General features: G+C 35.9%; 22 protein-coding genes. 9 read left to right on the top strand and 13 right to left on the bottom strand.

All coding sequences use genetic code 11. The features are described from left to right. Positions 1-4: 4 nt before the first annotated feature. From AC3RVF_RS05720 to AC3RVF_RS05740, 5 genes are all read right to left on the bottom strand, one after another. Positions 5-1,351: a DEAD/DEAH box helicase gene (locus AC3RVF_RS05720; protein WP_489689899.1), complete on the bottom strand. Its 1,347-nt coding sequence runs from the start codon at positions 1,349-1,351 to the stop codon at positions 5-7. A gap of 210 nt (positions 1,352-1,561) precedes the next feature. Continuing rightward, the gene (locus tag AC3RVF_RS05725; RefSeq protein ID WP_489689898.1) at positions 1,562-2,803 is read right to left on the bottom strand and encodes a peptidoglycan-binding domain-containing protein; all 1,242 of its coding nucleotides are present in this window, start codon (positions 2,801-2,803) and stop codon (positions 1,562-1,564) included. A gap of 276 nt (positions 2,804-3,079) precedes the next feature. Then, entirely contained in the window at positions 3,080-4,633 is a 1,554-nt protein-coding gene (locus AC3RVF_RS05730) for a DEAD/DEAH box helicase (protein WP_489689897.1), read from the bottom strand. Positions 4,634-4,720: 87 nt separating this feature from the next. Further along, positions 4,721-4,948: a VF530 family protein gene (locus AC3RVF_RS05735; RefSeq protein WP_489689896.1), complete on the bottom strand. Its 228-nt coding sequence runs from the start codon at positions 4,946-4,948 to the stop codon at positions 4,721-4,723. Between the two features lie 61 nt (positions 4,949-5,009). After that, on the bottom strand, positions 5,010-6,581 hold the full coding sequence (locus AC3RVF_RS05740) for an SDR family NAD(P)-dependent oxidoreductase (protein WP_489690127.1): 1,572 nt from the start codon (positions 6,579-6,581) through the stop codon (positions 5,010-5,012). A gap of 166 nt (positions 6,582-6,747) precedes the next feature. Here AC3RVF_RS05740 and AC3RVF_RS05745 point away from each other — a divergent pair, with 166 nt between their 5' ends. Then, positions 6,748-8,157 (top strand): T9SS type A sorting domain-containing protein, encoded by a 1,410-nt coding sequence (locus tag AC3RVF_RS05745; protein ID WP_489689895.1) that lies wholly within the window; start codon positions 6,748-6,750, stop codon positions 8,155-8,157. 35 nt (positions 8,158-8,192) lie between these two features. On the opposite strand, the gene AC3RVF_RS05750 is transcribed toward AC3RVF_RS05745, so the two are convergent. Next, complete coding sequence (locus tag AC3RVF_RS05750; RefSeq protein ID WP_489689894.1) at positions 8,193-9,863, bottom strand: sialidase family protein; 1,671 nt, start codon at positions 9,861-9,863, stop codon at positions 8,193-8,195. Between the two features lie 254 nt (positions 9,864-10,117). Between AC3RVF_RS05750 and AC3RVF_RS05755 the strand changes: the two genes are divergently transcribed. Then, entirely contained in the window at positions 10,118-10,351 is a 234-nt protein-coding gene (locus AC3RVF_RS05755) for a YtxH domain-containing protein (RefSeq protein ID WP_489689893.1), read from the top strand. 92 nt (positions 10,352-10,443) lie between these two features. On the opposite strand, the gene AC3RVF_RS05760 is transcribed toward AC3RVF_RS05755, so the two are convergent. The 3 genes from AC3RVF_RS05760 to msrA form a co-directional block, all read right to left on the bottom strand. After that, positions 10,444-10,890, bottom strand: a complete 447-nt coding sequence (locus AC3RVF_RS05760; RefSeq protein ID WP_489689892.1) for a cold-shock protein — start codon at positions 10,888-10,890, stop codon at positions 10,444-10,446. Between the two features lie 211 nt (positions 10,891-11,101). Beyond that, on the bottom strand, positions 11,102-11,635 hold the full coding sequence (gene msrB, locus AC3RVF_RS05765; protein ID WP_489689891.1) for a peptide-methionine (R)-S-oxide reductase MsrB: 534 nt from the start codon (positions 11,633-11,635) through the stop codon (positions 11,102-11,104). Between the two features lie 92 nt (positions 11,636-11,727). After that, positions 11,728-12,267 (bottom strand): peptide-methionine (S)-S-oxide reductase MsrA, encoded by a 540-nt coding sequence (msrA, locus tag AC3RVF_RS05770; RefSeq protein WP_489689890.1) that lies wholly within the window; start codon positions 12,265-12,267, stop codon positions 11,728-11,730. A 137-nt stretch (positions 12,268-12,404) separates the two neighbouring features. Between msrA and AC3RVF_RS05775 the strand changes: the two genes are divergently transcribed. Beyond that, complete coding sequence (locus AC3RVF_RS05775; protein WP_489689889.1) at positions 12,405-13,016, top strand: hypothetical protein; 612 nt, start codon at positions 12,405-12,407, stop codon at positions 13,014-13,016. A 7-nt stretch (positions 13,017-13,023) separates the two neighbouring features. Here the strand turns inward: AC3RVF_RS05775 and tamL are convergent, their stop codons facing one another. Beyond that, a complete protein-coding gene (gene tamL / locus AC3RVF_RS05780) occupies positions 13,024-15,294 on the bottom strand; it encodes a translocation and assembly module lipoprotein TamL (protein ID WP_489692971.1) in 2,271 nt (756 codons plus the stop codon). A 39-nt stretch (positions 15,295-15,333) separates the two neighbouring features. Then, positions 15,334-20,436: a translocation/assembly module TamB domain-containing protein gene (locus AC3RVF_RS05785; protein WP_489692972.1), complete on the bottom strand. Its 5,103-nt coding sequence runs from the start codon at positions 20,434-20,436 to the stop codon at positions 15,334-15,336. 245 nt (positions 20,437-20,681) lie between these two features. On the opposite strand from AC3RVF_RS05785, the gene AC3RVF_RS05790 reads away from it, so the two are divergent. Together AC3RVF_RS05790 and AC3RVF_RS05795 are read left to right on the top strand one after the other, a co-directional pair. Beyond that, complete coding sequence (locus AC3RVF_RS05790; RefSeq protein ID WP_489689886.1) at positions 20,682-21,206, top strand: YceI family protein; 525 nt, start codon at positions 20,682-20,684, stop codon at positions 21,204-21,206. Positions 21,207-21,350: 144 nt separating this feature from the next. Beyond that, positions 21,351-22,226 (top strand): pirin family protein, encoded by an 876-nt coding sequence (locus AC3RVF_RS05795; RefSeq protein WP_489689885.1) that lies wholly within the window; start codon positions 21,351-21,353, stop codon positions 22,224-22,226. Positions 22,227-22,318: 92 nt separating this feature from the next. On the opposite strand, the gene AC3RVF_RS05800 is transcribed toward AC3RVF_RS05795, so the two are convergent. Continuing rightward, complete coding sequence (locus tag AC3RVF_RS05800) at positions 22,319-22,933, bottom strand: Crp/Fnr family transcriptional regulator (RefSeq protein WP_489689884.1); 615 nt, start codon at positions 22,931-22,933, stop codon at positions 22,319-22,321. A 124-nt stretch (positions 22,934-23,057) separates the two neighbouring features. Here AC3RVF_RS05800 and AC3RVF_RS05805 point away from each other — a divergent pair, with 124 nt between their 5' ends. Further along, positions 23,058-23,609: an ExbD/TolR family protein gene (locus AC3RVF_RS05805; RefSeq protein ID WP_489689883.1), complete on the top strand. Its 552-nt coding sequence runs from the start codon at positions 23,058-23,060 to the stop codon at positions 23,607-23,609. 74 nt (positions 23,610-23,683) lie between these two features. Continuing rightward, positions 23,684-23,860: a hypothetical protein gene (locus tag AC3RVF_RS05810; protein WP_489689882.1), complete on the top strand. Its 177-nt coding sequence runs from the start codon at positions 23,684-23,686 to the stop codon at positions 23,858-23,860. An 81-nt stretch (positions 23,861-23,941) separates the two neighbouring features. Here the strand turns inward: AC3RVF_RS05810 and AC3RVF_RS05815 are convergent, their stop codons facing one another. Next, positions 23,942-25,003, bottom strand: a complete 1,062-nt coding sequence (locus tag AC3RVF_RS05815; RefSeq protein ID WP_489689881.1) for a toll/interleukin-1 receptor domain-containing protein — start codon at positions 25,001-25,003, stop codon at positions 23,942-23,944. 250 nt (positions 25,004-25,253) lie between these two features. On the opposite strand from AC3RVF_RS05815, the gene AC3RVF_RS05820 reads away from it, so the two are divergent. Continuing rightward, positions 25,254-26,006 carry a YoaK family protein gene (locus tag AC3RVF_RS05820; RefSeq protein ID WP_489689880.1) on the top strand — a complete coding sequence of 251 codons (753 nt, stop codon included), beginning with the start codon at positions 25,254-25,256 and terminating at the stop codon, positions 26,004-26,006. A gap of 10 nt (positions 26,007-26,016) precedes the next feature. After that, a complete protein-coding gene (locus AC3RVF_RS05825) occupies positions 26,017-26,586 on the top strand; it encodes a DUF4256 domain-containing protein (protein WP_489689879.1) in 570 nt (189 codons plus the stop codon). Positions 26,587-26,595: the final 9 nt, after the last annotated feature.

The raw sequence follows: 26,595 nt of genomic DNA on the forward strand, positions 1-26,595 counted from the left end.
CTATCTACCGTTTATTTTTGCCCTTATTGTAGTTTTTATCGCCTCGCGTTTTTGGTTTTTTGTATTTCTGCTTAATGATGCGTTTGTAAGAACCGCCTTGATTTTCCTTTCTGTTCTTTTCTTTCTTTTCATGAAAAGCGGGGCCGGCCTCTTCTACACTATTTGGATTATTAATTTCTATTACTTGCGGTTGCTCCTCGTAGGTAAGTTGGTCAGAAATTTCAACCTCTTTCGGAAAATCGAGTTCTTCAATTTTAAAATCCATCAAATCTTCGATGGCAGTTTTTGCGTCTGCTTCCTTTTCAGTGTAAAGCAAAATAGCGGTTCCCTCCTGTTCAGCCCTTCCGGTTCTCCCGATTCGGTGCATATAGTTTTCAGGGAAGTTTGGCGTATCAAAATTAATAACGTGACTAATTCTGTCTAAATCTAATCCACGCGCCATAACATCTGTAGTTACAAGGATGCGCGTTTTTTCGGTATTGAAGTTTTCAATAGAACGAATTCGGTAATTCTGTGTTTTATTTGAATGGATTACAGCTACTTCACTTCCGAAGAATTCATCCAAAATTTCAAATAGTAAATCAGCGCTCTTTTTATTCGGAACAAAAACAAGTACTTTTTTGAAATCGCTTTCATTCTGAAGAAGATGTTTCAGAAGATTTGCTTTGGTATAAAAATTCTGTACTTTATATGCAAATTGCGAAATGTTTTCCAATGGAGTACCGCTTACTGCAACAGATACAGTGGTTGGTGCAACAAAAAAATCGTGGATAAATACATTTACATCATCCGTCATTGTTGCAGAAAACATAATGTTTTGGCGCTTAACTGGAAGCAATTCCAAGATATTTGTAAGTTGAAAACGAAACCCAAGATCGAGCATAACATCAACTTCGTCAATCACTACTTTTTTAATAGATTTTAACTGAATTGCTCTACTAATAATCAAATCGTATAAACGTCCCGGAGTTGCAACTAATATATCTACTCCCTGCGCAACCGCTTCTTTTTGATTGTTAATGTTTGTTCCACCATATATTCCAACAACGCGTACAGACGAATATTTTCCGAACTTTTCTATTTCTTCAACTACTTGCAATACTAGTTCGCGGGTTGGCACTAAAACCATTACACGTGGATGCACCTGTTTAGAAAACTTCAAATCTTGAAGAATGGGAAGCATATACGCAAAAGTTTTCCCTGTTCCTGTTTGGGCAATCCCAACCATATCAGCCCCCGACATAATAACCGAAAAAGACTGCGCCTGTATGGGTGTTGGCTTTTCAAATCCTAAATCTGCAATAGCATATTGCATTTGTTTGGAAATGTTAAGCTCGTTGAATAATTCCATGTAAATTTTATTTTTTGCAAAAGTAGCGTTTCAAGGACTAATAATACACATTTATATATTTATTGATGCTGAAAGACGCTAACCGATGAGAAGTTTTGAGAATTTATATCGATTATGTAACTATTCTTAATAGAAATATGTTGCGAATCGAATTTGAAGTAATGTCTTATATTTTTATTAAAGTCACAGCGTTTTAATGAATTAAACTAATTATGTAGCACTCGGATTCATTCTTTTTAAGTTTTGGATCGCATAATCTTTACCAAAATTAGCGTCAAGATTTAGTGACTCTTCACGACCTAACGTATACAAGATATGGTTCGCTCCTGGTTTTGAATAACACACAATTAAATCAGCCAAAACATTGTATGCGGCTTTTGTTTTCTTCGAAACACCATTTAACTCACTGTAAGCCGAAGACGCAAATTTTGAGCAGTCTACCAATTCATTTTTATTATTTATGTAATTTTTACCCACGATTACTTGGCAACCTGCAGACCAATTAGAATGTCCCATTCCAGACCAATGGATATTTATACTGTTATTTACCTCTAAGCTTTGGTTTCCTTCTACTTTTAGATCATTTGGTGTGAGAGCATCATCCTTATCGAGATCTCTGAGAATTACTACTCCTGCCGAACTATGAGGTTTTAAGGCGCGATAAATTTTATTTTCTACGGAAATTTTATGCCATCCAAATCTGTATTTATGTTGTCCCTCCACAAGAAATGGCGCATTTCGACTAGTGCCTACCATATTTTTACTCGGGTCTGTTGAGCCCCAAAATTTAAAAACCATTCCGTTAACTAACAACACAAACAAGTCATCATTAGCTCGTTTATTAGCTTCAGACTGGTTTTGTTTACGGCGTATTCCTATTAAATGAATTTCATCTGTGCTAAAATTCCAGTCGCCGGCTTTAATAGTGGAATGTGTTTTTTGTAATGAGTTTACAAACTTCATAATTGGTCCTGGATTCGCTTTGTAATGCGCTTTGGCTTCGTTAAGAAGTTTAATCCAATTTTTGTATTCTTTTGATGCTTTCGCCGAAGAAGATTTACCCCATTCCGCTACTTTTCCTTGCTTTTTCCAACGATCTACATGTTGCATCGTTACTTTTCCCACAAGTCCGTCAGGCACCATAGTTGGGTCACCATCGGGATCCATTGTACGAACATATTCCTGAAATAATCTAGTAGCCGCCTGAGTAACATAATCAAAAACACCGTCAATAACCCCTCTGGGCATAAAGCCAGCCTTGAACAAAAATTGTTGAAGCTTTGCTACTTCATTAGAATCTTCTTGTCTAAAAGAGCGCCAAGTGGTTCTATCGTCGTCACGAAATGAAACAGCAGTAGCCGTAAGTCCATCTTTGTGGTATGGTTTTAAAAAAATTTTACGATCTGCAGGAATTTTACCTAAATCACAACTTCCGAGAAAAATAGTGCTCATTATAGTAGTTTTTAATTAATATTAGAATAAATCCAAACTTGAAAGAAGTCAGGCATTTAAAAACTATTGAGTCTATATTGATTTTGGGGCTAAAAAATGAGGAGATAAAACAGCTTATTAAAAAATTAATGCGCTACACCTTGTAGCTCAATCTTTTGTAAAAGTGCTTTCAATCTTAAATATAAGAAATTACAATGAGAAAATAACTGAGATTGAAGATTAAGATTCAGAAGCGCCCCTATCTCCAACTAAAAATCGTATAATTATTTTGAATGATTATTCTTCGGGTGGAAAACCGTTTATTTCTTCAAACACGGTATCAAAATTATCGCGAAGGTAACTTCTAAGTTTTAGGCGATAATCGTCATTCAACCAGCTAATAAAGTTATGTGTACTCTTGCTTATGCACTGTGAGTATTTCTCAATGCGATGATTAATATCATCATTAAGCATTTTTGCCAATCCTAATGCGTCATAAATATCTTCACTATTTTCAATACATATATAAGCGTGATGTGCAATAGAACGCTCCAGGACTACTTTGGACGATTCACCTTTAAAAGTTGCTTCGGTATAGGTTTTTTTAATATCGAAATAAACCTCTTTACTTTTCGCGAATTCTGCTCTAAGTTCTTCAGGCATTTCATACCTAAAGTGGCTCTCCAACTCATCATCGTTCATTAAACGATCCATATAATAATCTGGAGATCGGAAAATTGCTTGCCAATCTAAGGGGGCTTCCCAAGGACCAAAACGCTGATAGTTGTTCCCCAAATCAATCATACTAAATTTTGACTTATTGTTCAAAATTCGTGAACCTCGACCTATCATTTGGAAATAAAGCGTAAGCGAACGTGTTGCTCTATTCAGAATAATTGTATCAATGGTAGGCTCATCAAATCCAGTAGTCAAGATACTTACCGAAGTTAAAATAGCATCTGGAGTTTCTTTAAACCATCTTAAAATCTGTTTACGTTCTTTTTTGGACGCAGTATTATCCAAATGCATAACGTTTAAACCTTCTGCTTTTAAATGATAATAAACCTGTATAGAAGTGTTTATCCCATTATTGAAAATCAATACTTTTTTGCCTTTGGAATGCGCATTATACGCTTGAAACAATTGATCTAACATTCCCACTCCAGAGTACAAATCGTCTGAAGATTTTACGGTATAATCGCCATTAGAACCTATTTCTAAGGAAGTAAGCCCCATATTATATTGAAAAACCTCAACTTCCGCCAAAAATTCATTTTCAATTAAAGACTCAATACTCTCGCCTACAATAAGTTCCTGATAATTGTCCTTCATCGGAAGGCTTCTATTGGAACTCAAAGGCGTAGCAGTAACACCAAGAATAAAGGATTTTTCGAAGAATTTAAAAAGCTTTGTAAATGAATTATAGTGGGCTTCATCTATAATTACCAAACCAATGTCTGAAATATCGAGCTTATTATCATTCAAACGATTGTTAAGCGTTTCAACCATTGCAACAAAACAACTGTATTTGGCCTGATCTGAAAGATTTGCGGTGCTGTTAACCACTTTATTTACTACACCAAAACTAGACAACATTTCTGAGGTTTGCTTGCAAAGCTCAACACGGTGAGTCATTACCAAAACCTTTTTGTTGTGGTGCTTTAAATACTGACGAACTATTTCAGAAAATATAACCGTTTTCCCTCCACCAGTGGGAAGTTGGTAAAGTAAATGGTAATCATCTGGCGCTGTTTCAAATTTGTCAAAAATCCTATCAATAGCACCTTTTTGGTAGCTATACAGCTCTTTATCAGTCTTTTTCTCTTGAACAGCGTCTTGAATATCAGTCATATAATCATCATTTTGCAGGTTTGCAAAAATACACCCTTTTGTAGGTTTTTGGGGAATAATTAAGATTTTTATTAAGAAAAAATTTATTTATGTTTTCGAAAAGTTCGTTTTTAGGTAAAGTTGCTCCACTTTTTCACGAGCCCACGGTGTCTTTCGAAGGAAGGTTAAACTCGATTTAATGGAAGGATTGCTATTGAAAGAGTTTATTTTTATTTTTTCGCCTAAAACGTCCCACCCGTAATACTCCACGAGTTGTTCCATTATCTCAGCTAGTTTTATTCCGTGTAAAGGGTTGTTGGGTTGTTCGTTATTCATAATAATTATTTAATAGTGTTCAAATAAGTCGTGACTCAAAACGTCTTGGTTCTATAGGAAACTACCAATCAATGGGTCTATAATCCTTCAAAAACTTCCCGCTCCAGTGTTTGCCAGTGTTAATCCCGTCAATTAATGGATCCATTACTCGGGCAGCGCCGTCTACAATATCGAGCGGTGGTTGAAAATCGTGCAGCTCCATTTTGCGCTTTGCAAGTTCTGCAGGGTCTTCATCTGTTACCCAACCCGTATCTACAGCGTTTATAAATATTCCTTCTTTTGCAAGACTTCCTGCGGCAGTATGTGTTAGCATATTAAGCGCGGCTTTCGCCATATTTGTATGTGGATGACGATCTTCCTTAAAAAATCTGTGGAACTTTCCTTCCATTGCCGACACATTTATAATGTGTTTTTTACCCGTGTTTTCCTTCTTCATTATTTCGCCCAAACGATTGCAAAGCACAAAAGGTGCAATTGAGTTTACTAGCTGAACTTCAATCATTTCGGTAGTCTCAATTTCACCAAGCCTTAAGCGCCAACTGTTTGTTTTTCTGAGGTCTACTTGTTGTAAATCTGCATCCAATTTTCCTTCGGGAAACACTTCTTTTGCACTTAAAGAATTGTCGAAACTGTACGGAATCTGCGATAGTTTAGCTGAAGCACGAATGCCTATTCCAGGTTCCGAACCGTGCCAAGTAACCGGCAAATTCTTGTTTGGGTTTTTACCAATATCGTCTGTAAGGGTTTTTAATTCTTGCAAACAATGCATGTGATCGTGCAGCAAATCTTTCACAAATTGCGGATGATCCTCTAAAGGCATTTCCTCCTTCGCCATTAAATGCTGATAAAAACCTGCTGGCCTTCGAACGGTTTGCGCTGCATTATTAATAAGAATATCGAGGTTTTCGTATTTCTGCTCAATATAATTACAGAAAATTTCTACACTCGGAATATGCCTTAAATCCAAACCATGAATCTTCAAACGCTTACTCCATTGATTGAAATCTTCCTCCTGCGCAAAACGATATGCTGAATCTGCTGGAAACCTTGTTGTGGCAACAACAGTAGCTCCCGCCCGAAGCAACATTAATGAAATATGGTACCCAATTTTTAAGCGCGAACCCGTCATAACTGCAACCTGCCCAGTTAAATCGGCAGATTGAAAACGTTTCGCATAATTGAAATCTCCACATTCCGTGCACATCGTATCGTAAAAGTGATGGAGTTTAGTGTAAAGAGTTTTGCAAACGTAGCAGTTGCGCGGCGACTCAAGTTCTATATCTTTTTTAAGTGATAAATCTGTTGCCTGCAATAATTTTGGCGCTACAAATACAATGTTTTCGCGAGCGCTTCTAATACCTGTTTCTTTTCGAGCGGTTCTATCTTTATTGGCTTGCTTACGTTTTTGTGCTTTTTGGGCATCTTTTTTTCTGCGCGAAAATTCTTCGCGATTGGGACGAGAAAATTGCCCCGAAGCTTTTATTAGAGCGGTGCGTTGTCCTTTTGGGATTTCAAAAATTTGATCGGTATTGTTATTTAAGTGCTCAAGGATAGCGATACACTTTGCTATTTCTTCCGCATTAATCTCCTGTTGTGACTCATTACCGCCATCGGATTCGTTCAAATTCTTCATTTCTTCCTTTATAGAAGTTTCCATTTCAGGAACCTGCTTTGACATAATTTAATTTTCGGCAAATATAGTCACAGTTTGAACGTGCAAAAAAATTATTACAAACCATTGTTATGGGCCAATTCAATCAATAAAACAATAAAAATGTATATTTATTAAAATTTAACCAATGAAAAAAACACTAACCTCACAAAAGCCTCAGCCATACAGCGGTAGGCTTTTATTATTTTTAATTCTTTTATTAATTACAAATACTACCATTGCCCAATGTTGGACGAAAATAGAAAAAGGAGCTTGGCATGCACTCGCCATTCAAGATGATGGAAAATTGTTTAGTTGGGGTCTTAATCAAAAAGGTCAATTGGGAATTGGTAACCTTACCGATTTGCTAGCACCCATTCAAGTAGGAATTGACAGCGATTGGCAGTTTGCAGAAGGGGGGCTTTATCACACAGTTGCTCTTAAAAACGATAATACACTTTGGGCGTGGGGTTCAAATGTTCAGGGCCAATTAGGAGACGGAACAAACATAGATACTACTGTGCCAATCAAAATAAATACTGATACAGACTGGCAAGCTGTAGGTGTAGGGAATTTTTTTACGGTTGCATTAAAAAATGATGGAACCTTGTGGAGTTGGGGATTAAACGATCACGGACAATTGGGCGACAATACCACAAATGATAGAAATGCGCCCGAACAAATAGGATTGGATAATGATTGGGAAAACTTTTCAGTTGGTTTATTCCATGTACTCGCAATAAAAACAGACGGCACCCTTTGGGGCTGGGGTTTAAACAACTACGGTCAGTTTGGAGATGGCACAAATACTAATAGATTATTGCCAACACATATAGCACCAGGAACAGATTGGAAATTAGTTAGCGCCAGCTTTGACCATACCATTGCACTAAAAGACGATGGCTCATTATGGGCTTGGGGACACAATGACAAGTCGCAATTGGGAAATGGAACTTCCAGCAACACCCTTGTATTATGGCCTATTAGGATTGGTTTCGATACAGATTGGAAAGATATTAAAACATATTACCACCACAATTTGGCCCAAAAAAATGATAACATTTTGTGGACGTGGGGATATAATAATTTTGGACAATTAGGGAATGGAACCTTAGACAATATTTTAGAACCTACTCTTTTTGATACCAGTACTAACTGGGAAACCACAGCATTGGGTGCTTACAATACATTTGTAATAAACGATGATAATATTTTGTCTTCTTTTGGTAGAAATCGATTTGGAGAACTGGGTGACGGAACTACAATAGACCGATTGGAACCTGTTCAAATTGATTGTGTACTTTTGAGTACCGATGACTTTGGCACATCACAATTTCAAGTTTATCCGAACCCCGCAAATAATAGCATTCAAATTATTTCTTCTCAAAAAGGGACTATTGAAAAGATCAGTATTGTGGACCTTACGGGAAAGATCATTATTAAAAACCAAGAAGTTGTAAATGGACAATTTAATACTGAGTTTTTAGATGCGGGTATATATATTTTACAAATAGAAATGGCCGGGAAAATCTATAGTTTAAAACTGATAAAAAACTAATAAAAATGAAATTTTGGATTCTAAAGTTTAAGGCGTTAATTCAATAAAATTTTCAGATTCGCTCTTTTCGTTTCAGATTTTAAAGTGATGAAATATAATCCTGACGTTAGTTTTGCGCCGCTTGCATTCGCTCCTTTCCAAATAATATTTTGTTTTCCAGAAACTACTTCATCTAGAAGGGTATTGAGTTTTCTTCCCCGAATATCGAATACTTCAATTTTCACTTTTTCTTGATTATCGAGTGTAAATTGAAGCGTTGTTTCATCAGAAAAAGGATTTGGGAAAGAAATTAATTCAAAATTAGTGGCGGTTAAATCTTCAACATTTAAAAGTCCGTTTGGCGAAATACGCGAGTAATAAATATCTTGCCCACCATTAAGTGTACTGGCCCAGGCAAGATGAGCGTAATCATCATCGCTCACCATATCGAAATAATCTCCCATTTTATTTTGTTGTGGATAGCCAATTGACGGATCGAAAGGATCAGAAATTGGCGTGTTATCAGACCAAATTTCTCCTTCGTCTTCGGAAAAGCTATAGTAAAGCACAGAATCAATACCATTAGATGCATCACGAGTATCTAGCCAAATTACATCAATACGACCGTTTGGCGCTACAGACATAGTTCCAAACCATTGGTGAGCGGTTGTTCCGGGGTCCGTGTTTATTCTAACAGGAGGATGAAATATATCTCCGCCATTAGTGCTTTTTGCAAACATTACATCTCCCGGGTCATTATTTGAAAAACGCCCCACCGATGCGGCTACGTAAACATTACCATGCCCAGGACCGTTGGAAACGACTACATCTACCCACACCTGCCCCATCAAGCCTACGGGATTTACTGGCTCGTAAAAATTGAGATCTCCATCTAAATTAACAGGCACTATTCTTTCCCAAGTAGTATTACTCAATGGATCTTTTGCAGTGGTAGATTTTATAAGTACAATCCCAAAATTTGAAGTTCCTGCTATATATAGCGTGCCTTCCGCATCAACCGCCAAAGTTCCCCACACTGGATTGCCGTCAATAAATATGCAATCTTCAAAAGTGTTGCTTCCATCTGTTGACCGCGTAAATGCGCCGGTGCAATTGGAGAAATTGGAACTCCAAAAAGAATAATTGTTTCCTTTACCAATACCGTCTGTTTTATCTAAACGCATCCACTGTTTGTCGCCTCCTTTTGCGGCTACAGGAACTCCCCAATCATTACCTCCATCGGTAATTTTGTAAACGTCGCAATTAAAGCCTCCCTTCAAGCTATTATAATAAAAGTTTCCGTCAGCATCAAAATCTAAAACGGGATCTGATCGAAAAATTCCAGGATCGAGAACACCAGGAAAAGTCCATGTTAATCCTCCATCCAGCGAATATCCATTACCCGCTTGCCGAAAGTTGCTATCCACAGTATCAAATTGCCGCCAACCTATAACTATTCTATTTGGATTTGTAGGGTCTATTGCAATGGAAGGTTCATTGCCTGCATCGCCTACTATATTATTTCCGTTTACATCCACATTTACTTGTCTAGTAAAATAGTTTGGAGTGGAAACTTTATAGGCAGCACTCCGTTCCATTGAAGATTTCGATACTGGAACATAAGGGTGATCGATCGTTTCGTGATAACTATTTTTAAATTTTTCTCGTGAAGTATCTTGTGCGAATAATGAAGAACTAGTTAATAATAAAAGTAAAAAAAAATACATTGAAATAAGTCTAGTCTTAAAGCGGAGATTATTCATAATAAAAAAATTGAAGGAGTGTTTCTAAAATTACAACAATTTGATTAGAAATGATATACACCCAATTATTAATGTTTTACTTTAATTTTTCAATGAAGAAATTGTAAACCTTTTATTAAATTGAGTTGTAGAATATTAAACTTATATTAAAGTCATTTCAGAATTATGATTGAGACTTCTAAAGCCGTACCTTCACTTAAACAAAAAAAACAAACAACATGAACAATAAAGGAAAAGGATTACTTGCGCTTATTGGAGTAGCAGCTGGGGCATTAGCATTTTGGAAATACAAAAATTTGACCCCTGAAGAAAAGCAAAGACTTAAAGACAAAGCCAACGAAACTGGTAGTAAAATAAAAGAAAAGGCTGGAGAAGTACAAGATACTATTTCAGAAAAGTACGACCAACTTAAAAACTCTGCCAAAAGAGAGGCTGACGAACTTAGAAAATAAGCTATAGATATGACAAGCTAGGCTTTACCTATTTTAATAAGAAAAATCCCGCTAATAGCGGGATTTTTTATTGCTCTAAAAAGCAATAATAATTATACCTTTTTTACCTTCACGGCATTCATTCCGCGTTGTCCTTTTTCAAGTTCAAAAGTTACGTTGTCATTTTCAGCAATTTCATCAATAATGCCGCTTACGTGCGTAAAATATTTTTCGTTATTTTCATTATCGATAATAAAACCAAAGCCTTTGGAAGAATCATAAAATGAAACCTTCCCTTCTCTTACTGGGTTAAAAGCTTCGCGATCGCCTTCTTCTTTCGGTGGAATACCTAATATAATATCTTCAGCTTCTATCTCTACTTTCATAGATGGATCTGGTGGAGTATCTACTAAATTTCCGTTGTAGTCAACATAAACGAATTCAACTCCAGGAGTCTTATCCGCTCTGCGAGCGTCTTTTTTCTTTTGCTTGTCTTCCCGCTTTTTCAGCTTCGCTTTTTCTTTTTCCTTTTTACTATACGTCTGTTGCGATTTTGCCATTTTAATTTTTAAATTTTTAGTACAAAAAAAGCCATCCACGGACTGCAGATGACTTTTTAATTAGTTATATGTGAATAGTTTTTTTATTGGTTTACCTAGCTGGATTTTAAAATATTGCTCATCTGAGGGCTACAAAGATACGGTTTTTTCACAATTTAATATCATAAAAATGGTTAAAGGTTTCAGAATCAAAATTAGCTAGTTTTTTAAACTACTCCTGCTTTATAAACTTGAGAGCTGCAGAATTCATACAATAACGCAAATTTGTTGGCTCTGGGCCATCGTTAAAGACGTGACCCAAATGCAGACCAGTTGATTTCTCTACTATTTCATCTCTAGACATTCCCAAGCTGTTGTCTTTTGCCCACAGCACCGCATCTTCATTTATAGGTTTTGAGAAAGATGGCCACCCAGTTCCGGAATCAAACTTATCTTCACTTCTGAATAACGGTTCGCCCGTGGCAGCACTTACATAAATGCCCTTTTCGTGATTATCGTAGTATTCATTATTAAATGGTGCTTCGGTACCTTTTTTCACCATTATTTGATACTGTTGATTTGTAAGTTCATTTTTCCATTCAGCGTCCGGCTTCGCTTTAGGAAATGTATTATCCATGGCCAAAGCCTTAGAATTGTTGGTTGACTTTGCGTCATCTTTCTTTACGTTATTCTGGCAAGATACCTGAGAAAGGCCAAGCAGTAATCCAAAAGATAGAATGATAGTTTTTGATAAATTGCTTTTCATAACATTTATATTTTAGTGTACTTATAAAATATACGCAAATGAAGTCTGACTGGTTTTAAAATAAGCAACTACTGAAAATTATATCCGCATTGTTATTTCAACTTATCGGCGTGCATTTGTCGCAGCCTTGCAAGTTTTGGCGTAATAACAGCTGTACAATAACCTTGCGACTTGTTATTGGTATAATAATCTTGGTGCTGATCTTCTGCTGGAAAAAACTTTTCCAATGGGCTTAATTCAGTTACAATTGGGTTTTCGTAGTAAGGTTTCATTTCTTTTAAAATAGTTTCAGCAAATTCTTTCTGCTTTTCGTCGTGATAAAAAATTACAGAACGATACTGTGTTCCCTTATCTGCACCTTGACTATTTAAAGTTGTTGGATCGTGACTGGTCATAAATATGATGAGTAAATCTGCAAAAGAAACTATTGTTGGATTAAAAGTAACCTGAATTACCTCTGCGTGACCCGTAAGGCCACTGCAAACTTCGCGATAAGTGGGTGTTCCCGGGACTGTTCCGCCGGAGTAACCAGAGACTACTTTCTCAACTCCTTTTATTTGATCGAAAACTGCTTCGGTGCACCAAAAACAGCCACCTCCTACAGTTATTTGTTGTAAATTATTTTCTTTCATTTCGCTTTTTTTTCAAAGATACTTACTGCCTTTTAGGAAGGTTACAAAGTCTTGTTAAAGCTACGAATGGTTCTTAACAATTATTTTTTGTTTATACACTGAAATTTATATCTTTAAAAAACCTTAAAAAGTTCTTCATGAATAAATATTTACTATTCGCATTACTCTTTTCAATAAGCGTTACTCCAGTATTTTCTCAAGACCAACAAATAGAAATTGTTGAAGAAGAAAAACCGAGCCGTCTATTTCTTTATGGTTTAAATAAAACCGAGCAAGATCTGGACGTTACAATTACGGTAGAAGGAACAAATTTTAGGCAAAGTAAAAGTGCCCCAAGACCTGTCCGAATTCCCGCGGCTTCAAAAGTATTGCTTACTAATTTGATGGTAGATAGAGGTAAAAAAGCAAATTACACTTACAAATTAGAAGTAAGCGATAGTCTTTCCCGACGTGCCATGCGAAGGGATTTTGAAGCTATAAAAATTGAGCCAAAGAAGAAAGTAATAATTTACATTTCTGAAAATTGTGTAGATTGTGATTCGCTAGTTTCCGACCTTGATAAAAGCAAATATTTATATACTGCCTTGCGCTTTTCAGAAAAACCTGAGCTAAAAGACCAACTGGCGCCCGCGTTTGCTAACTCTACAGTTAAAATAGATTCAATAACTACACCAATTATAAGCCTAGACGGAACCTTGCACGTAAAAATTGAAGATTACGATCAGCTGTTGGAAGAATTAAATAAGTAGAAATACTTTAAAACGGATAACCAATTCCGAAGTTAAAAACGGTTTCTTGCACGTTAAAATTGAAGCGTTTTCCTTCAGCAAGTGATGGATCGTGAAATGGCGCGGCAAAATCAAAACGAAGCACGAAGCCCTGAACGTCAACACGTAGGCCAATACCCGCCCCCATTCCTAATTCATTTATAAAATTTGAAGTGAATTTATCCTCCCCATTATAATTTGGATTCGCTTTCGAGTTCCAAATATTTCCCGCATCTGCAAAAACAGCGCCTTTGAAGAATGAAAATAGTGGAAATCTGTATTCAATATTTGCCTCCAAACGAATGTTTCCTGTCTGATCAAAATAATTGCTGTCAGGGTTTTCTTCGTCATTATAAGTTCCCGGCCCTAACGATCTAATTCTGAAAGCCCGCACACTGTATGGCCCACCAGAATAGTACTGTTTTACATAGGGAACAACTTCTGAATTACCATAAGCATATCCGTAGCCACCAAAGAGCCTGGTTGCAATTAGCTGTCCTTGCCCTAATTTAAAATGATATCTAAAATCTATATCGGCCTTGGCAAATTGTGCATACTCCAACCCTAAAAACTCATTGGTTCCCGTCCCATTATCTTTTCCGAAGAGACTAATGCTATTTCCGGCAACATCCAATGTGGCATTTAGAAAAAACTGGTTCTTTTTTGAAGCATCGACCATTTCATTATATGTAAATGAATAGTTTAAGCCAGAAATAAATTGCTGATCAAAACTGCGTTTTAAAAAAGGGTTTTCTTCTAAAATTGCATCAAATTCGGGAGTTGTATTTGAGGGATTAGTATAATTTATTGAAATAGGAATAATTTCATGAGTAACAAATTTATTGGCTTGCCAAATGTATCCAAACTGTGCCGTGCCCGAAAGCAAGGTATAAAGTTGAGACCTGCTTAAATAATCAATACCAAGGCTTGTTTTAGTTTTGGGAATGGAATATTTGAAAAAATCTGTATTAATTTTTATAGGAAAAATTACCCGAGGGAATATCAGTTCAGATTTCAAGCCGAGATTAATACTGGTATTTCCGCTATTACTGCCGCTGTCAATCTGCACTTCATATCCTAAACTAGCCGTGGTATTTAATGTTTCTCCCCCGTTAAAAAGATTGCGATTGCTATAAGTTAGCGCCAAACCTGGGCCAGCAAAATTATTAGACTTTGTTACAGCCTGTAATTCTGCTCGCAAAGCGCGTTTGTTCAATGGAGAAAGAAAAATATTAGCCTCCAAAATTCCCAAACTATCTGTTTGTAAAGAATCCGTTTCCTTATACTGAATATTCACAAATTTATACGCCCCAATAGTAGAAAGTCGTCTTGCTGTATTTCTAGAATCTTCAGGACTATATAACGTTCCTTCTTCTAATGTAATAAAGGGATCCAGATATTTTGGTTTAAAAATAGCTGCGCTATTAATGTAGTTCTTATCATTAAAACGGGTTACTTCAATAACTGTAGAATCTCGACCATCATAATTCCCATAGATATTAATTTTTGAAATTTTATAAGGAATAATCGCCTTCTCAGGCACATCTTTCTTTAACCGAAGAAAAAGATCGAAGCGTTTTTTATTGTATTGATTGGTATCTGCCTCAAAAAGTAGGAAGCTAGAATTGAAATTGTAATATCCTTTCTGTTTTAAATCACGATCTATTCTATCGCGCTCCAATTTCATATTTGAAAGATCGAAACGCATTCCTTTTTTAAGCTTCGTTTCAGCAACACTTTTCTTTATTTCAGAATATATAGGTTGCGGTAATGTATCTAACTGGTAGCTGGCAATAGTATAGGGCGTGGGCGCTTTAACTGTATATTTTGCAGAAGCTTCCTTTTCTTTTTCTTCAAATTCTGAACTTACTTCTGTGTAGAAAAACCCTCTGTTTTCCATTCTATTAAGCAATATTTCTTCAACCTCATACGGTTTTACATCGCTTTGATAAACTGGCTCCTCGCCTATTTTTTTATAGAGAAACCGATTTATAAATCCTGGTTTTTCCTGTTGCATTTTATAATAAAAATGAAGCCCTGCACGCATTCCTAGAAATTTCTTATTAGGTTTTGGGCGCAATGCTTCTTCCAAAACCGCTTCTAAATTTCCTTTGTTATCAACCACCGAATCTGACTTAATTTCAACAGTAGCACCTGTATAAAGACGCTCGTCTTGCGGAATAAATTTCTTTACTGCGCAAGATTGCAGCACGAGCAAAATCGTGGTAAAAACAGTTATTATTTTATATCTAATGTTCAAATTTTAATATTTAAAGTCAATCAATTTCGAATTAATGAATCACTCTTTTTCTATTTTTTTCTCTACTTTCTTTTCTTCTTCACTTTGCTCCTCCTCTTTTTGCGCCTTTTCTTTCGCTGCTTGTTCTTCGGCAGCCTTCTTTTCAGCCTTTTCCTTTTTGGTTTCACCGCGAAGTAAAGCTTGCCACAACTCATCAAATTTGTTGAATTCCTGTGTAAAAATTAATGCAATTCCGCTAACGATTGTTTGCCCGTCAACTATATTTTCAAATTGATTTTTTCGAAAACCTTTCAGCCTGTATCTACCGTTTTCAGTGAGCAGATACTCCAAGCTAACATCGCCAACAATTGGTGCTGCTTCGTCCGTAGAACTGCTTCCTTGCAAATCTACTTCACTCCCCACACGAACTATAAGCCTGTCGTTAAAAAGCTTTTTCTGTGCGGCAATATCCAACTGTGTTCGTTCTTGTGCAGTATCGCCCTGATAGTCTGTATAACTATCCAATCCAAAATCTAATTGCACTCCCGAGTTCCCTAAAAGTTTATCTGAAAAAACATTTAATTGATCTGAAACCGCATCGTTTAAGTTATCACGAGCTACGGTTGCAAATCCGCCGCCACTACCGTCACTACCGGGTTCAGGATAAAAACGACCTAAAACTAAAAGTGAAAATACTTGTCTGTTTAATTCATCCTGCTGCGTATTTACTTGCTGTAATCTGCCATAAACCTGTCCGCCAATTGCGCCCTGCTCTTCCTCTGGCATTTCGATATCAAAACCAATTTCAGGTTTCGTTAATTCGCCATCAATATTTAAATATACATTGAACGGTAAAACCTGTTTGTATTTATTCTTTACCGAAGGGTCTGATCCCGAAGTTACGGGTGCCATTAAAGGAGCCGCCGAAGCTTTTACAGTGTAAATCGCTTTCACATCAAGCTTTGCATCAAAAGGATCTCCAGACCAAGTTACCCTGCTTTCGGGCGAAAGTTCGAATCTTCTGTTTACCAGATTGTACAAATTCATTTCATAATGGCCGCCGGCAATTTCATAAACGCCGCTCAAAGTCATTCGTCCATTCGGATTCATATTAAAGTCGAATTCACCGTCGCCAAAAACCTCAAAATTATCACCTGTTTCCTGATCTATAATGATTGTAACTTTTGCAGATTTCCCGATTCTTAAAATCGCGTTTACATCGAGTCCGGTAAACGTTGCTGTTTTTTCCACATTTCGCGTTAATATGGCGTCGGGATTTTCACGATTTACAAAAATTACTACACCATCGCGCTCTTCAATGGCGACGCTGGAGGACGGAAGTATATAAGTTAAATCTGTATCGTCGTTTACCGTAATCTGTGCGTCTAGCCTCGGAATTTGCAAATCGCCTGTTAACTTGGCGTCTGCATTAAAAGAGGCTTTTCCGTAAACAAATTCATTGTCATCTTTAGTGGCATTTAAAACTTGGAAATTATCTGCTTTTAATTTTAAATCGAAGGTGGGATTTATAAAACTTTCCGTCCCGATTTTTCCAGTCATTACAAGTTTGTTTTGGTTTTCATCCAGTACCGTAAAACCATCCATGTACAAACCTTTGTTGTCTATTCGCAAAATTTCATTGGCTAAAGTGAAAGGAGCATTCAACTTTGTAACAGTAAAATCTGCATTTATAAAATTCAAACTGCCTTCGTATTTTGGAGCAGTTGTGCTTCCAGTAACACTGAAATTACCCGAAAAACTCCCATCTGCATTTTTTACTTCGCCTAAAGAAAAACCTTCCAAAGCACGCATCTTAAATTCATTTATACTTAAATCTAAATTCAGTTTTGCGTCATTTTGAGTTGCGATATAATCTCCCATTAAATCGAGATCTACTTCTCCGTTTTTTAAGGCTAAATCGAAATCATAACTGTTTCCGCCTTTCGATTTTGCATCGATTGTAAGTATTCCTAAATCTACGTCTAACAAATTCAAGCCTTCAACTGAAAGATCTGCCAAAAGCCCAGCATTTCCAAAAGGTTCGACAATGGCTAAATTGCCATTCAAACTTCCCTTTGCAAGCTCTTCGGAAGGATTTATGTAATTTAAAATTTCACTTAATTTGAAGTTTTCAAAAGTAATCGCGGCGTGTTGTTGCGCAACACCAAAGAGATTGTGGGTTAATGCTACAACTTGATTATTTCTGCTAAAGCGAAAATTGTTAAACTCCAAATCGTTTTTGGAGAAAATAACTTCATTGTTTTCAGGTGTTTGCCACGGATTTCTATCTAAAACTAAATCTTCGGGTACAATGTGAAATCGAAGTTTTTCTGAAGTTCCCGTAATCTGCGACTGAATATTTATTAAGGTGCTGTCTTTATAAACCGAATTAAAATTCAGGTTCAATTCACCGTTCTGCTGATTACCGACAATTTTCGTTTTAGGAATATCCAACGGACCGCCTTTTATGCTTTTAAAACCAAGATCGAATACAAATTTCTCTTTATCGGTATCCATCGTAAAAGCCAAACTATAAAGTTCATTTCCGCCGTAATTTATATGAGGCGCAGTAATTCCCGCTTTCAATTTTCTGGCTGCTTCATCAAAAGCCACGTCTATTTTTATGGTATCCAGTTCTTTCACATTCACCAAAAACACTTCGTTTAAAACAGGTGCTTGTACAATCTGACCTTTAATATCGAGCTTTACAGGATTTTGAAGTGTGTCTGCAAAAGCAATGTTTTTTGAAAAATAACTGGAAATATGCCGCTGAACCGAACTACTAAAAGTGGTAGGATCTGTATTGCTCTCCAAGCTCAGTTTTATCATTTTATTATCGAGCCAAATTGAAGTTGTATCACTCCGAACGTGGGCCGTTGCAAGTACATCTCCCAATAAATAAGTTCTATTATCGTAAACCACTACCCCATCGCCAATGGTAGAAATTACATTAAAACCTTCCTTATTTCCTTCAAAATCGGCATCCAATTTAAAAGCCGTTCGCACATCACGACTCATTAACCCGAGCGATTGCAAATTGGCGCCAATAATATTTAAGTGAGCGCTTGCCTTGGGCGAAATGGAATCTAAAACCACGTCTGCATTAAGGTCCAAGTTGATGTTTTCGTCTTCGTAATTAGACACAACTTCGCCTTTTCCATTTTTAATATTACCGTTAATTTCCAAATCTTTTATAGCGTATTTATTAAACTGAAAACTGGAAACAGTAGCCTCTAAAGTAGCGTCTAAAGAATTTATGTCGCTACCCGAACCTTTGGTCTTTAGTCGCAAACTAATTGGCCCTAACTGTTCATTTTGAAGTAATTCATCCAACTTGTATTCTTGAATTTCAACTTTGGCATCGAAGGCAATTTGCAAATCGTTTTTAAAATGACCGTCAATTGTTGCAACGCCCTGAGAAGTAGTTAAATTCATCTTTGCATAAACGTCTTCTAAATTTCCTTTTGCGTTTCCCTTAAGCGAAACGTTTTCTGGCAACTTTACACCGAGATCTTTTTCGCTTACAAACTGGGTCAAATCACTTCGTTTGGTTTGCGCGGAGAAACGAGGAATATTAAATTTTAAGTTTTCAGGATTTGTTACATTTTGAATAAAACCGTTTGCGAAAATTCGGGTTGAATTTCCCCAGCGAATATTCAAGTTGGGAATTTGAATTGAAGAAAGATAACCCTCTGCTTCAACATTTCCGGAAAGGTATTTTTTACTGATTGTTTTTAAGTATTCATTCTTTTTAAGCGCAGGTTGAAATTTGAAAACTTCCTTTAAATCCAATTGAAAGGAAGGAAAATTTAATGCAATTTTTGATTGATTGGGCTTTTCAACTAAGTGCGCTAATGTTTCATAATCCAACCGTAATTTTCCGTTGAGTTTATTGTCGTTTAGTACGAGTTTTAAATCGTTTACCGCTAAATAGTTGTCGGTTGCATTCAGCTTAAGCGCAAGTTCATTTAGATTAAAACCCGAGCCTTCTTTAAAGGTTAAAGTCTCCAATTGCAAGCCAGCCTTTTTATCTTTCAAAAAAACATCGTTGGCTTTTAATGTTAGGTTTTGCAAAGCGATTGCATTGGGATTGAAAACATTGGGTTTCACCTCGTTTTTACCCACAAAATAGCTAATGTTGTTTCGCTCCAAATCTATTTTTGAAATAGCAATTTTTAAATTTGGCCATTCAAAATTTTGGATGTCTTCTTTTAAATCGTCCTTTATTTCTTCAACTTTTTGAGTGATGCCATTATTTTCAGTTTCGGTATTTATTATGACTTTTGAATTCTTTAATTTGAACTCGCCAATTTCAATATCGTTGTTTACCAAATTGGCTTTTGGTAATTCGATATATAATTCAGAAATCTCCAGATTTGCTGCAATTCTGTCGCCATAAGATTGATAATCTAAAAAAACATTTTTTAGTGTAAGTTCATCAAAAACCAAATATGGTAATGGCGGTGCATCGGTTGTAGGTGGCGGAACGGGAGATTGAATGTATTTTATTTGCGCATTGAAGACTGTCGCTTCCGAAGCGCGAAAATCCATGTTTTCCAAATCGGTTTTCTTCATTTGCAGTGCCAAAGAACCTACTTTAAATTTGCTGTCAATTCCAAGTACGGCGTCATCAAAAACTACATGAATATCTTTAAAATTGATTTCACCTAAAATAATTTCTAAGGGTGCTGCTGTAGAATCGACAGCGACTTTCGTCGAGTCTGGCGAAACAAAAGCATCTATCAAAAACTGAAAGTTATATCCTTTTATGGAGTCTTTTCGAATAATATTGGCCCGCAATCCTTCCCATTCCAAATAGTTAATTCCTATTGCATTGCCCCGTATAATTGGCAATAACGGCACATCTGCTTCCAATGATTTTGAATAAACTAAAGTATCACCTTTTTTATCTTCAAGATAGAAACCTTTCAGCATAATATTGCCACCGAAAGTGATGAAGAGTTTTTCTATTTCAACTTTTGTTTGGGTTTTTCCGGAGACATATTTTACAGCGCGTTGCACGATAATATTTTGTCCCCACGGACTTCGGATAAACAAAACCAATAGAATAAACAGGATTATAAGACCCGCGAAAATTCTTCCGAGAATTCTTAAAAACCTGTATTTCTTTGGCTTGGTTTTGTCTTCTTTTTTCTTTTCCAAAGCAATTTTTGGTAGTATTCAAAAATATGAAAATTCCATATCAATTGTGCAGCTAATCCTGCTTACGAACTACTATTTCGCATAAACTTCTGTTAAAAGTATAATCGGATACCTTTTAAAAATGAAACCTTCAACTATTCATATATAATTAAAGCTGTATAATTTCTTATCATACATCAATGCAGGGGTTTCTAATGCGCGGTAGTTTTGCTGTACAGATAATTAATATTTAAATACATAACGATATGAGTACAAAAGAAAAATCTACTTGGAATATTGACGTTTCACATTCTGAAATTAATTTCAAGGTAAAGCATATGATGATGTCAACGGTAACTGGGAATTTTGAAAAGTTTGATGGCAAGGTTGAAACTGATGATGAAAATTTCAAAAATGCAAAATTTAGCTTTCAGGCTGAAATTGATTCAGTGAACACAAATAATAAAGATCGCGATACCCATTTAAAAAGTGATGACTTTTTTGGTGCTGAAAAATTTCCGAAGCTTACTTTCACTTCAAAATCATTTAACGGTGAAAAAATGATTGGCGATTTAACCATTAAAGGGGTTACTAAAGAAATTACCTTAGACGCTGAATACAACGGAACGGCTGTAGATCCTTACGGACAAACAAAAGCAGGTTTTGAATTTGAGGGCACGGTAAACAGAAAAGATTTTGGACTTACTTGGAGTGCCGTAACCGAAGCAGGAAGTATTGTAGTTAGCGACAAAGTAAAACTGATTGCTTCCCTTCAATTTGTAAAGCAATAATTTCCGACATTTAAATATTGAAAAAGATTCGGCCCAAAAGCCGAATTTTTTCTTTTTAAAAATGCATCGAACTTATCATACATCAATGCATTTCAGTGTAATATGAAGTAATTTTATATTATTAATTTTAATACACTTAATACAATGAAAACACGAAAAATAGATCGCGTATTAACTCCTCCTCGCCCACATATGGTTGGTGATGGTTTTAGGGTTCATCAATATATTCCTTCAGGAATAGGCGAAGGTTTTGAAAGAATGAATCCGTTTGTAATGATGGATTACAATAGTAAATTTTACTTTCCACCCACAGATAAACCACGTGGCGTAGACGTACATCCGCACAAAGGATTTGAAACGGTAACTATTGCGTACAAAGGCAGTGTTGCTCACCACGACAGCGCTGGCAATAGCGGGGTTATTGGCGAAGGCGATGTGCAATGGATGACGGCTGCTTCGGGGATTCTTCACAAAGAATACCACGAGGAAAATTTTAGCGAAGCGGGCGGCGATTTCCAAATGGTGCAATTATGGGTAAATCTTCCAGCGAAAGATAAAACGAGCCCACCAAAATATCAAGGCATCACAAATGCTGAAATGAAAAAAGTGCAACTCCCAAATAATGCAGGAATTGTTGAAGTAATTGCCGGCGAGTACACGGGCGAAAAAGGTCCGGCCTTTACATTTACACCGGTGCATATGCTAAACGCGAAGCTAAATAAAGGTGGAAAAGCGACTTTTAGTTTTCCGGAAAACTACAACACAGTTGTATTAGTAATTGAAGGGAATATTAAAGTGAATAATACTGAAGAAATTAAAACTGACGGTTTAGGATTATTTAAAAATGAAGGTGAAGAGTTTACAATTGAAGCTACCGACAACGCTTTGGTATTAGTACTTAGCGGCGAACCAATTAATGAACCCATTGTAGCTCAAGGACCATTTGTAATGAACACACGAGCCGAAATAGTTCAAGCTATAAGTGATTTCAACATGGGTAAATTTGGATATTTAGAATAAATCCCAAGGTCTGATCGAGCGCAGTCGAGAACTTTTTAGTTGTACAATATTGAACTAAAATTTGTCCCCGACTGCGTTCGATTTGACAATTTTCAACTCGGCTTAAAATTTTTATGAGCGAGCTCTTTCCGAACACGGCTAAGGCTTTCGGGCGTTATTCCCAAATAAGAAGCAATCATCCATTGTGGAACCCGAAGTAACAGATCTGGGTAGGTTTTAATAAAACTTAAATAACGCACTTCGGCAGTTGCACCTAGTAAAAGATTAATCCGTTTTTGCATCTGCCTAATATGATTGTGCAGCAACTTATCATTAAACTTGCTGTAAGCAGGCGTACTTTCAATCGTTTTACAAATAAACTGTTCGTTTATTAAAACTACTTCGGCATCCTCGATTGCTTCAATATAACTTTCAGAAGTATCATTAAAATAAACACTACTCCTGTCTACAATAAACCAATTTTCTGGCGCAAACTGTATTACGTGCTCTTTTCCATCTTCATCAAGCATGTACGATCGCAGCAAGCCTTTTTCTACAAAAAAAGAATGTTTGCACAAATCGCCTTTCTTCAAAACTATGTCTCCTTTTTTATAGTTAATTCGTTTTAAATCTGAAGTAGCTTCCGCAGCCTCGCCTTCGGTCATTCCCGCAGTTTCCACTAAATAGTTATAAAAACTGGATTCTATTTTACTTTTTTCTGGCGTCATTTAAGTTGAATTTTTAAGCGTTTTAAAATTACAGTTTTCTTCGGAAACAGATTTCGAGTTTAAAAATAAACTTGTGGCACTTTTTTTGTTTCCTGATTAAGAGAACACTAAACCATTTTTAATTATGAGAAATTCAAATATGCCCTCCGTGAATGCCGGTAGTATGGCCGACATTGCTTTTTTACTTTTAATTTTCTTCTTGGTAACATCAATGATTCCAAACGATAAAGGAATTGCGCGCGAACTTCCGCAACCGTGTCCGCCCGGAGCAGATTGTAATATTCCACTTAAAAAGAATAATATTTTTAGCATCAGCGTTAATGAAAACGGTGAAATCATGGCGAATAAAATCCTTATTAAACTTGAAGATTTAACAGACGAATTGAAAATATTTATAGACAATAACGCCGACAAATCCTGTGTTTACTGCAACGGCATCCAGCTTGCAGAAGCTTCAGACAATCCTAAAAAAGCTTCAATTTCTTTATCAATTCATAGGGAAGCTCCCTATCAAAGTTATATTACAATTCAGGATGAAATTGCAAAGGCATATTTTGAATTACGTGAAAATTACGTTTTAACTGTTTTGAAAACGGATGTTAAAACCATAACTGATGGAGAACTTAAAAAAATGCAGGATGCATATCCTTTCCGAATAATTGAATCTTCTCTATAAATCTTATTCCCCTGATTTATTATTATAAACGATTGAAAGACTACTTTTAATAATAATTTCAAACGAAAATTAATATGAATTGGACTTTCGAAAATTTTAAACCAAAGCTCGATAATTTAACTCCTCAGGTACGCGAAAAAGCCTTGGAAATAGCAGAGCAGCTTATGAAGAAAGGCGGCATTTCTGAAGAAAAAGCTATACAGTTAGCAGTTGTTCGCGCAGAGGAATGGTTTTATGATACAGAAGGTTGATAGTATTAGGGTTTTATTACAAGGTCGAGAAGTTCCAAAAACTTCACCAGCTTCTACCTCTCAATTTTGAAAATATTAATTTCAATGTATACGTTGGTAAATAGCAATATTAAAAGCTACTGTGTTCATAAATTGCACAATGAACAGTTCATTTTCAAAACATTGAAAACATCTAGTATCTCGAACGCCGTTCATAAAGTAAATGGTCAAAAATTCGTTTTGAAAACTAAAAGTTCCAAAATTGGTTTGCATATAATTTTGAATCAGTAAGAATGAAAAATCGTTTTTGAATACAATATTCTCCTCCATCATTAATGGAATGAATTGGTTATTTTGAATGCTTTTTAGCAATCGCCATTGACCGTGTAAAAATGTTGGATTGTGCGTTTTATTCGCTAATCTTTTACCAATATATTTATCGTCTGTAAATTGTCCAACCTGTGATATAACGGCTTCCAAAACATAATTGCTTGGTCCTGGACTTGGGCCAGATAAAATTAATGCCTTAAGTTTTTCTCCAATATAAACCGTTGTATCATCCCTTTCTAAAAACGCGTTTATTGCGTATTTAATTTTTTCTGGATCATCCAATTTCTTATCGAGCAACTTTTCGAGTCTAAATAAAAGATCCCGCTGTTCTGCGGCAATTAACGGTTCCCCTTGCATTATAATTGAATAAATATCGCTCAATTCAGTAATAGGAATTACCGGTTCAGGAACCAAACTGGGATCTGTCCAATTTTTGCTGAATTCGCTTATATTATCACTGATGTTTTTTAAGATTGTTGCAAATCTCACCTCTCTACCTTCGTTTTCTGGCTTGTAGGGTGTTGTGTTATTGTTTTTTAATAAATGAGGCATAAAGGTGGCATCCAAATCGTCAATCTGAAGTGCGATTATATGCCTTCCCAATTGATCTGCATAAGTAAGTTCGGCCTGGCAGGCTTTCGATTTTGTAGATTCTTTGGAAAGTAAAAAAACAAAAATTTCACAATTTCGAATTTGCGATAAGATTTCTTTCCACCATTCATCGCCAGCTCCAATATTTTGGTCGTACCAACACTCGTGATAAACTTTGGATGCGTGTACTATATTTGCAAGTTCTGCCTCTTGGGCTCTCGAATAACTAAAAAATAGTTTCATATAAAAACATTTTAAAAATGTAATTAAATCAGAAAAATTTGGGAAAATTTGGTGAGGATTGTTATGTAAATATAATGATTTATACTAATAATTTACCGTGCCGATAAAAATGTGAAATTCTATAATTCTCAATATCATTTTCATTAATGAAAAGTCATTGATAGCTGAAAATCATTAGTTTTGTACTAAATAATAAAAGCACACGCGTCTAATTCCAAAGACGTAAAATTTTAACCCAAATGATGATTAAATGTTTAGACATCAAGGTAAGAGCAGAACATTAAAGCACAATCTGCAAATTGCCACTGTATTATCTTTTGTGGCTGGAATTGTAAATGTAACTGGGTTTTTATCCATCAAACAACTTACTACAAACGTAACTGGGCATTTCGCTCAATTTATGTTTGATCTTGAAAATTTTGAATTCTGGAAAGGCACTATTTATTTCGTTTATATTTTTTCATTTTTATTTGGTTCATTTTCATCGAGCTTTCTAATTGAAAAATTTAGAGCCAACAAAAAGCTAAACGTTTTTGTTATTCCCACCTTAACTGAATCTTTTATTTTGATAGCGGTTGCTGTTTTTAGCAATTTTACAGAAAACCTATATCCCGATTTAATAGCCTGTTTGCTACTTTTTTCTATGGGAATGCAGAATTCTTATGTAACAAAAATTTCGAATGCAATTGTAAGAACCACACATTTAACTGGGCTTTTCACCGATTTAGGGATTGAACTTTCGCAGTTGTTTTTTCCCAAAGCACATCCAAATAGGGAGAAAATTAGATCCACAATAAAACTGCGTGTTTATATAATTTCCTTCTTCTTTTTTGGCGGAATTATTGGCGGAATTTGTTATTCTGCCTTACATTTAAAGTTGAATACATTATTATTGGCTGCTATAATTTTATTAGGAAGCCTCTTTTATGACGATTTCAGATTTGGTGTAATCAAAACAAAAAGAAGGTTTAAACAAAGAAAAATAGCGAAGCAAGCAAATTAAATTATCGGTTATGAAAACAACAGATAAAAGAACGTTGACAACAGAGCAACACAACGAATTGATTAAAATTTTGAAAACCCGTTTCGAAAAAAACTCAATACGGCACCCGAAAATAGAATGGTTTGAAGTTCAAAAAAAGCTTGATTCTAAACCCGAAAAACTTTGGTCACTCAACCAAATGGAAGAAACTGGTGGCGAACCCGATGTTATTGGTTTCGACAAAAAAACTAACGAATACATATTTTATGACTGCGCGTTAGAAAGTCCGAAAGGCCGTCGAAGTCTTTGTTATGATAATGAAGCGCTGGAGGCGAGAAAAGAGCACAAGCCAAAAAATAGTGCAATTGGTATGGCAGCAGAAATAGGAATCGAACTTTTAACTGAAGAGCAATATTGCGAATTACAAAAACTTGGAAAGTTTGATACTAAAACGTCGTGTTGGCTAAAAACCCCTGAAAGTATTAGAAAATTGGGCGGTGCCATTTTTGGCGATTATCGTTTTAATACTGTGTTTATTTATCACAATGGGGTTCAATCTTACTATGCTGGGAGAGGGTTTCGAGGATTATTAAAGATTTAAATATAAAAT

The sequence above is a fragment of the Aequorivita sp. IT1183 genome (assembly GCF_058068265.1).